The sequence below is a fragment of the Verrucomicrobiia bacterium genome, from assembly GCA_035489575.1.
Lineage (GTDB): Bacteria > Patescibacteriota > Saccharimonadia > Saccharimonadales > JAGQNK01 > DATHJY01.
Map to the genome: position 1 here is coordinate 220,671 of DATHJY010000011.1, position 8,265 is coordinate 228,935.

General features: G+C 52.4%; 9 protein-coding genes. 6 read left to right on the top strand and 3 right to left on the bottom strand.

Going from position 1 to position 8,265, the window contains the following annotated elements:
- The first annotated feature begins 32 nt into the window (after positions 1-32).
- Positions 33-326 (top strand): YbaB/EbfC family nucleoid-associated protein, encoded by a 294-nt coding sequence (locus VK694_05750; protein ID HTE58220.1) that lies wholly within the window; start codon positions 33-35, stop codon positions 324-326.
- An 11-nt stretch (positions 327-337) separates the two neighbouring features.
- Complete coding sequence (gene recR, locus VK694_05755) at positions 338-943, top strand: recombination mediator RecR (protein ID HTE58221.1); 606 nt, start codon at positions 338-340, stop codon at positions 941-943.
- On the opposite strand, the gene VK694_05760 is transcribed toward recR, so the two are convergent.
- The gene (locus tag VK694_05760) at positions 903-1,409 is read right to left on the bottom strand and encodes a hypothetical protein (GenBank protein ID HTE58222.1); all 507 of its coding nucleotides are present in this window, start codon (positions 1,407-1,409) and stop codon (positions 903-905) included. The two genes, recR and VK694_05760, sit on opposite strands and share 41 nt — an antisense overlap.
- Before the next feature lie 77 nt (positions 1,410-1,486).
- Between VK694_05760 and VK694_05765 the strand changes: the two genes are divergently transcribed.
- The 4 genes from VK694_05765 to VK694_05780 all read left to right on the top strand — a co-directional run bounded on the left by VK694_05765 (position 1,487) and on the right by VK694_05780 (position 5,797).
- Complete coding sequence (locus VK694_05765; protein ID HTE58223.1) at positions 1,487-2,488, top strand: DHH family phosphoesterase; 1,002 nt, start codon at positions 1,487-1,489, stop codon at positions 2,486-2,488.
- A gap of 154 nt (positions 2,489-2,642) precedes the next feature.
- Positions 2,643-3,392: a PIG-L family deacetylase gene (locus VK694_05770; protein HTE58224.1), complete on the top strand. Its 750-nt coding sequence runs from the start codon at positions 2,643-2,645 to the stop codon at positions 3,390-3,392.
- Positions 3,393-3,422: 30 nt separating this feature from the next.
- On the top strand, positions 3,423-4,817 hold the full coding sequence (gene cysS, locus VK694_05775; GenBank protein HTE58225.1) for a cysteine--tRNA ligase: 1,395 nt from the start codon (positions 3,423-3,425) through the stop codon (positions 4,815-4,817).
- Between the two features lie 8 nt (positions 4,818-4,825).
- Entirely contained in the window at positions 4,826-5,797 is a 972-nt protein-coding gene (locus VK694_05780) for an alpha/beta fold hydrolase (GenBank protein HTE58226.1), read from the top strand.
- Positions 5,798-5,801: 4 nt separating this feature from the next.
- On the opposite strand, the gene VK694_05785 is transcribed toward VK694_05780, so the two are convergent.
- A complete protein-coding gene (locus tag VK694_05785; protein HTE58227.1) occupies positions 5,802-6,959 on the bottom strand; it encodes an AI-2E family transporter in 1,158 nt (385 codons plus the stop codon).
- Positions 6,959-8,086, bottom strand: a complete 1,128-nt coding sequence (locus VK694_05790) for a glycosyltransferase family 4 protein (protein ID HTE58228.1) — start codon at positions 8,084-8,086, stop codon at positions 6,959-6,961. The genes VK694_05785 and VK694_05790 overlap by 1 nt, the downstream gene beginning before the upstream one ends.
- Positions 8,087-8,265: the final 179 nt, after the last annotated feature.

Consider the following 8,265-nt stretch of genomic DNA (forward strand, 5'->3'; position numbering starts at 1 on the left):
AGCCAATTTTTTGCATTAAGAAGGAGTTTATTATGGGACGATTTGATCAAGCTAAGATGTTACTTCAGGTTAAGAAACTGCAGAAAGAACTGCAGAAAATGATCATCACTGCCGAGCAAGGTGACGGTGCCGTAAAGGTAGAGATCACCGGCGAACAGAAGATCAAGAAAATCCACATAGATCCTGAGCGCGTCGACCTAGACGACATCCAGGAACTAGAGCGCTGGATAGAAGACGCCGTCAAAGACGCTATACAACAGAGTCAAAAAATCGCCGCTGAAAAAATGCAACCCTTCATGGGCGCCCTCAGCGAACTCGGCATGTAGGAGCCTCCATTTTGCAGATACTGCCACCGGCACTAGAGAAAGTTATTGAGTCCCTAGGAAAACTCCCTGGGGTTGGGCCACGCACAGCCGAGCGCTATGCGTACTATCTGCTCAAAGCAGACCCCACCACGTCCAAGCACCTTGCAGAAACCCTGCAGGGACTGCACGAAGGCGTAACATTCTGCAAAAAAACCTTTGCCCTCATAGAAAAAGGCAAGGAACTGTCAGACCTGTACACCGACCCCTCGCGTGACAAAAAGCTAGTGGCCGTGGTGGCCGAGCCCTTTGATATTGTAGCTCTGGAAAAAACTGCCCAATACAAAGGCACCTACCATGTACTGGGCGGTCTGGTATCACCCATTGATGGTGTGGGGCCCGAGCAACTGCATATCGCCGAACTCATGCAACGCATAGACGAAGACAACGTCGAAGAAATCATCTTGGCTACTAATGCCAGCGTAGAGGGCGAATCAACCGCCCTGTACATTCAGCAGCAGCTAGGCGACCGGCAGGCTAAGGTAACGCGGCTAGCCCGCGGCCTGCCGGTAGGCGTAGACCTAGAGTATGCTGACCAGATTACACTGGGGCGAGCGCTCGAGGGCCGGACTGTTCTTTAACTGGCGGCACTGTAGCGATAACAACCCCTAGCAGCACTAACTGCATGCCGGGAACGCGTCGTACATACCTGTCAGTGTGCCACCCCTTTAACTTTTCGGTGCGGTACGGCCCCAGGCCTAACGCGTCGAATTCAAGTGACACGGGCATTAGTTCTGGAGGGCTGGTCTTTTTTGTTAAGCGTGATATGTCCCATTTTTCGGCCACAATAACCCAATCGGGCTCGTCAATTACCTCAAGCTGTTTGCTGCGTGGGTCACCCATGTAGGTCTGACGACGTGCCTGACCAGTGGGATCTGCTGGGTCTCTGTAGCGTTTACCAACTGCCAAGACAGCCATTGTCCGTACTGCCTCGTCGTCCATAACCAATTCGACCACCATGCCGACCTCCAGGTCCTCTGCGGCAAGTTGGTCTGACCCAAAGTCAGGACGCTCTTCTGCAAGCTCGGGATTATAAGTACTCCCCATTACACACCTCTCGTTTAGTTTGGTCCTTACTATAGTTAAGCCATTTGACCACTGTCAATCTGTTATACTGCTTTTATATGCAAGATAAAATCAAACAACTCGTTGATGAAGCTCAAAAAATCGTCATCCTCCAGGCCGACAATCCAGACGCCGACAGCCTAGCCAGTGCCCTCGCGCTCGAGCAGCTACTGGGCGAAATGAACAAAGAAGTGCACCTCTATGGCGGCGTGGATATGCCTGGCTACCTAAAGTACCTAAAGGGCTGGGACCGCGTGTCTCCGGAGCTACCCCATCAGTTTGATCTGAGTATTATCGTAGATGCCTCTACTATGACGCTGTTTGGTAAATTGGTTGAGTCTGGTCAGCACAAAATGCTGGCCAATAAACCATGTGTTGTACTGGACCATCATGCCGAAACCGACAACCTGGTGCCGTTTGCCACGGTCATGCACAACAAGCCAGAGCTGGCCTCTACCGGCCAGGTTATCTACGAACTATGGAAAGAGCTGGGCTGGCCAGTAGACGCGACAGCAGCAGCATTCATCATGACCTCTATCCTGGGTGACACGCAGGGCCTAGCCAACGACCTCACCACCGCCAGTACTTACCGGGTCATGGCAGATTTGGTAGACCTGGGCGTCAACCGACCGCAGCTAGAAGAAGAGCGCCGTGACCTGAGCAAAATGCACCCCGACATCTTTCGGTACAAGGCCACGCTGATTGAGCGCACCGAGTTGCACGCCGACGGACGGCTGGCGCTGACAACCATCCCCCATGACGAAATCATGGAATACAGCCCGCTATATAACCCCAATGCCCTTATTCAGAACGAGCACCTACTGACGCAAGGTGTCCTGGTGTCAGTGTCTATGAAGAGCTACGCCGACGGACGTATCACGGCAGCCATCCGTTGCAACACCACTGCGCCTATCGCCGGGCAGCTGGCCGAGCATTTTGGTGGTGGTGGGCATGAATACTCCAGCGGCTTCAAGATCACCGGTGGCAAGTCACTCGACGACACCAAGGCCGAGGTAGTCAAAACTACCATGCAACTGCTAGACGGGCTTGAACAGAGTTAAGCGGTTTGCTAGACTGCACCTGAAATGAAACAGCACCGTACACCTACCACTTGTTGTCAGCCTACCTGTACATAAGGTGAGGCTTATTTCTTTTACGCAAATCTGCAAAAAAGAGCCTCACCGGCTCTTTTTTAATGCGTAACAAGGAAACCTTATGGCAATCACCGACATACAATTTACCGCAACGACTTCTCTGGAATTTCAGCCGGGTGGTGTCGTGCTGGCCGAGCTGGCCCATGCAGATGACGAATTCGAAATAGCCCACGGCCTGGCAGGAGCTGCCGCAGCCCGCGACGCAGGGCTAATCGCCCGGGTCATGGTGCACTACGCAACCGATAGCGCAGCCAGCTCCAACCCAGGCCACAGGCCAAACCAAGATCGGACTCAAGAGACACTGGACAGCCTGCTAAGCGTGTTTGGCATACCTGCGGACGATGTTATGTTTGGCGACCTACCAGACGGAACGCTGTCGCCAACCGACCCCACTGTAGTAGAGAGCGTGTTGGACTCTATGCGGGTCGCTGGAGCAACCGACGTCCTCACCCTGGGCGCCGGCTCGACCAATCCCACCTATCCTAACCACAGCGATCATAGCGCCGTTCACCAAGCAGTATTGATAGCAAGAGATCGAGGCGTGAATGTATGGGGGCTCGGCCCGGACAGCCAGGCCACCGCACATGCCACAGGCAGCCTGGCGACCAAGCTAGCCGTCATGACCCAGCATGGCAGTCAGTTTACCGCCATAGACAGGGCAGAGTGGCCAGAAGCCTGGGGCGCAAACTTACCCACTGGCTGGAGGCTGGTAGGAGGCTTTGCCGTAGACGCCTATACCGCCGGCGTATTAGATAGATACCAGGACATCCTGCACCAGGAACACTACGTCCGATACCCAAAAGATCCGTAATGATATACTAACAACCATTGAAGGAAACAGATGAAACTACACAACACCCTGACCCGAAAAGTAGAAGAATTCAAGTCACTAGAACCCGGCGCGGTTCGCATGTACACCTGTGGTCCCACTGTCTACGACCATATTCATATCGGTAATCTAGCAGCCTATGTCTATGCCGACATAGAACGCCGTGTACTGTCAGCCAGTGGCTACGAGGTCCGGCAGGTCATGAACTACACCGATGTAGACGACAAAACCATTCGCCGCAGTGCCGAACACTACCCAGATCTGTCCCCAGAAGAAGCTCTGGCCAAACTGACAGACAACTACAAGCAGATATTTTTAGACGATATCACTGCCATAGGCAATGATGTGGCGGCTATTACATTCGTGAGCGCTGTTGCCAGTATCGAGGGTATGCGTGCCCTTATCACCGACCTACACAAAGACGGCTTTGCTTATATTGCCGACGACGGTGTGTATTTTTCTATAGAAAAATATCGGGCCAGTGGCAAAAAGTATGGTCAGCTGCTAAAACTAGATGCCAGCAATACCAGCAGCGCCCGCATAAACAACGACGAATACGACAAAGACTCTGTACATGACTTTGCACTCTGGAAAACCCGCAAGGGCAACGAACCCGCCTGGGAATTCGAGCTGGACGGGCAAGAGCTGCTGGGCAGGCCAGGGTGGCATATCGAATGCTCAGTCATGAGCGTGAACAACTTGGGACAACCCTTCGACATACACACCGGCGGCGTAGACAACGTCTTTCCACACCATGAAAACGAAATAGCCCAGAGCACAGCCGGCAAGGGCGATATCTATGCTCAGTACTTTGTACATAACGAACACCTGCTAGTAGACGGCAAAAAGATGGCCAAGTCAGCCCAGAACTTCTTTACCCTGCAAGACATCCGCGAGCGCGGGTACGAGCCCATGGCTTTCCGCTTAGTCGTGTTGCAGTCTCACTACCGGTCGCAGTCCAACTTTAGCTGGGACATCCTAGATTCAGCCACCAATTCGCTGCAAAACCTGCGCGCCTGGGCAGATCTACGGTTGCAATCTTTTAGCTCACCAGAATTGGCCACATATAACCAAGAAGCCGGACAGCACATACTGGAACAGGCACAAAACGATCTACACATTCCCGATGCCCTCACGTATGTATATGGCGCCGTCACCAAGGCCGAAGAGCTGGGGCCAGACAAAGATTCCATTGCAGAGCTCGTCCGTGATATAGACGCCCTGCTAGGGTTGGGACTAGGTGACTCAGAAGATATTACCGCTGACCAAAAAGAATTATTAAGCCAGCGACAAAAGGCCCGAGACAACAAAGACTTTGCCGCATCCGACAAACTGCGTGATCAACTAAAAGAGCAAGGCATCGGTGTCCGCGACACTCCTCACGGACAGGTTTGGCACCGAACATAAGAAGCTATATGCAAGACATACGAGAGCTAAAGACCGACAAACTCACAATCGCGTCCGGGCACCTGGACGTGGGCAACGGACACAAAGTATATTTCGAGCATTGGGGCAATCCCAAGGCCAAAACTCCAGTATTGACCTTTCACGGGGGACCAGGCTCACAGTATAGGTGGAGACATAAAGCAATCTTTGACCCGCGCTACCATCGAGTTATCTTTTTTGACCAACGTGGTAGCGGCAACAGCCTGCCGTATGGCAAACTAGAGCACAATACTACCAACGACCTCATGGAAGACGCTCAGAAAATTTTGAGCCACCTGGGCATTAAGCACGTCTATGTGTTTGGTCGTTCGTGGGGTTCAACACTGGCCACGCTTTTTACCATTCGCTATCCAGAAGTTGCGAAAGCCACCTTAGTAGGTGGTGTGTATACTGGCTCTCGAACAGAGACGGAGTACGTGGATCAAGGACATTTTCAGCGATTCTACCCAGAAGTCTGGGAACGCTTTGTTGCCAGTGTACCTGCGCAGCATCGAGGTGACCCAGCACAGTACCACTATCAGCAGCTAAAGAAAGCTGGTGACGAGCAAGCCCTGAGGATATCTGCAGAGGCCCTAGAGAATCTTGAGCTGCCACTACTCGGCTTTGACTGGCGGGGCTATCAAGACGAGGGAGGGCGAGATGTATCCGCCGCCGATAGGCATGAAATCTACGACCATGTACCATACCGACTCTATGCCCACTATTTATCGCAAGGGTGTTTTTTGCCAGATAACTACATACTCTCAGAAGCAAAACATATCAAAACTCCATTTGCGATTGTCCAGGGTCGCTACGATATGGCTTGCCCGCCCGCAACCGCATACAAGCTCCATCAGATCATCCGACACAGCAAGTTATATATTACACTCGCCGGCCACGGCAGCGGTGAAGCAGAGAATCAAACTACCGCCAAGGCCCTCATAGATACTATGTTTGTATAAAGACCTAGGCTTTTGCGGCTTTGGTTTTGCCGCCTTTTTCGGCGGCTTCGCCAGTTACGGCCTCTTCATAAGCGTCTTCGGTCTTGTCACCAATATTGCGTGATTTTAGATAGTCCAGTAACAGTACTCGCAGACAGCCAGCCAGGGGTATGGCGACCAAACCGCCAAGCAAACCGCCAAAACTGACGCCTACAATAACCGAGCTAAACACCAGCAACGGTGACATGTTGGTAGAGTTAGACTGAATAGTTGGCTGAATAACGTAGTTCTCTACTTGTTGATACAGGAAGTAGTAGGCCAAAATGATCGCAGCGTCCCACGGCGACGTAAACAGTGCAACAACAGATACAATTGCCGCCCCAATATAGTGGCCAACCATTGGTATCAGGCCGCAGAAAAACACAATAACCATCAGCGCCACCGGATAGCTGATATCCAAAATTACCAACGGCACCAGGATAAGCAAGGCAGCTGTGGCAGCCAACAGTACCTGGCCATTCACATAGCCCCGCACTACTTTGTACATGTCGGCCAGTAAGTCTTCGGTGTGCGCCCTGCGATGCTTGGGCAGCAATCGCTTAAAGAACGCCAGCCACGCCGGGCCCTCCACCAACATCATAAAGGTCAGCACCAGCACAGTCAGCGAAGAAAAGATGCTACCGCCAACACGTGACGCCGTAGAAAAGGCCGTGCCACCTATACCACCCAGCCGGTGGGACAGCTCGCTAGAGACTTTGTCTACCTGACCCTCTAAGTTATTACGGCGGACAAATTGCCCCAGACTGGTGTTTTCGTCACGTACGTCGTCTACCAACCCCGGCGCGGCATCTATAAAGCCGCTAGTCTGTCGTACCAAGGGTGGAACAAAACTGGCCACAAAGGCACCAAATACCAGCAAAAATATCAGAAACGATATGCCCGTAGCGGCCGCGCGGCGGCCCTTCATATGGCGGGCCAACCAGCCCACCGGACCGTTCAGGGCCAGCGCCAAGAAGAATGCCGTAAACAGTAGTAGCAGCGCGTGACTAGCCTGACGCAGGGCAGCCAAGAAGATAAAACAGCCCATAACAAGCACAACGGCCCGTATAACAGTCTGGTTAGAAACTGTTACTTCTACCGTGGCGTGCTTATCTTTTTTGCGCCAGCCTAACATGCTTGTCATTATACCTTATTACGCAAGGCATCTTTGTATATATGCAGAAGCTTTTTGCCTACAATGCGCACATCAAAATCATGCACATGGACAGTCTGCCACTTTTTGGCACGCTTGCGGGCATTGGCGTTGATAATAAAATGCTTGAGCATCTTGGCAAAGGCCTTTGTGTCAGCGGGGCTGATGATCTGCTCTTTGTGCCCGGCCATAACCGAGCGATAGCCTTTATTGTTGCCAGCAATCACCACATCTGCCCCCGCAGCCATCGCCTCGATCAGCACAATGCCAAAGCTTTCGCCGCCGGTACTGGGCATGACCGCAATGTCCGCGCTGGCCAGTAGATTGGGTTTTTCTTCTTCGGTTATATAGCCCAGGAATATAACCGATTTGCCCAGGCGCCTGTCATCTACAAACTTTTTTAGTTTGGCTTCTTCGGGTCCTTTGCCAGCAATGATCACCCTAACGGTATGCAGCAGGTTTTGCTCGTGTAGCAGCTGGATAGCCTCTAGGAAATACCTGCAGCCTTTGCGTTCTACCAGCCGACCCAAGTACACAATGTTGAGCTTGCCGTTGTCATACTTGCGGATCTTTTTGCCAGTCTGAAAGTGCGCCACTGGCACGGCGTTGGGCACAACCTGACTCTTGACCTTGAATTTTTTGCGAGCAAAGGTGGCGGCAGGCGCCGATACGCTCACCACCGTGTCGAACCTTTTGCGCGACCGCCGCAGAATAAGCGCCAGGGTACGCGTAGCCACAGATTCTAGCCGCGAATAAGGCAGGATATGAAAGGTGCCTATGATAGCCGCGTCTTTGGGTGCGTTCTTTATAATCTTTGCTGCCATAAAGGGGCTGTAGGGCATTTGGACATGCAAGACGTCGAACTCTTCCTGGGCCAGCAGCGCCTTGACCTTGCGGGTAGATACAGGCAGGGGAGTAGACATACGATTTTGGTTAAAGTGCGCCTGTACATTGCGGCTAAGGCTATGAATGTTTGGCAGATCTCTGCGCTCGGTGTGCCCAACCAGATAGTGCACATCATGGCCTTCGTGCGTAAACCAGGCGCCGAGCGTTGTGACATATTGTTGCACGCCATCCGTCTTGTCTAAGCTGTCATCCAGCACAAATCCGATTTTCATACTACGGGTAGCGTACCAAGAATATATTACTTGTAACAACCTGAATCACGAAACTCACCACCCCCGCTGTAACAACTGGTATCCCAGGAGCACCCTAGTGTAGTGCAGGGCGTAGCCCTGCACAGACCTCGGGAACGAGGTCTGTAGGTGGAGGTGCTGTTTCAGGTAATCAAAGACGG

Bases quoted from the DNA above. Each gene is read 5' to 3' on its own strand.
- VK694_05750 (HTE58220.1), top strand. From the start codon at position 33: ATGGGACGATTTGATCAAGCTAAGATGTTACTTCAGGTTAAGAAACTG.
- VK694_05760 (HTE58222.1), bottom strand. From the start codon at position 1,409: ATGGGGAGTACTTATAATCCCGAGCTTGCAGAAGAGCGTCCTGACTTT.
- VK694_05765 (HTE58223.1), top strand. From the start codon at position 1,487: ATGCAAGATAAAATCAAACAACTCGTTGATGAAGCTCAAAAAATCGTC.
- VK694_05770 (HTE58224.1), top strand. From the start codon at position 2,643: ATGGCAATCACCGACATACAATTTACCGCAACGACTTCTCTGGAATTT.
- cysS (HTE58225.1), top strand. From the start codon at position 3,423: ATGAAACTACACAACACCCTGACCCGAAAAGTAGAAGAATTCAAGTCA.
- VK694_05780 (HTE58226.1), top strand. From the start codon at position 4,826: ATGCAAGACATACGAGAGCTAAAGACCGACAAACTCACAATCGCGTCC.
- VK694_05785 (HTE58227.1), bottom strand. From the start codon at position 6,959: ATGACAAGCATGTTAGGCTGGCGCAAAAAAGATAAGCACGCCACGGTA.
- VK694_05790 (HTE58228.1), bottom strand. From the start codon at position 8,086: ATGAAAATCGGATTTGTGCTGGATGACAGCTTAGACAAGACGGATGGC.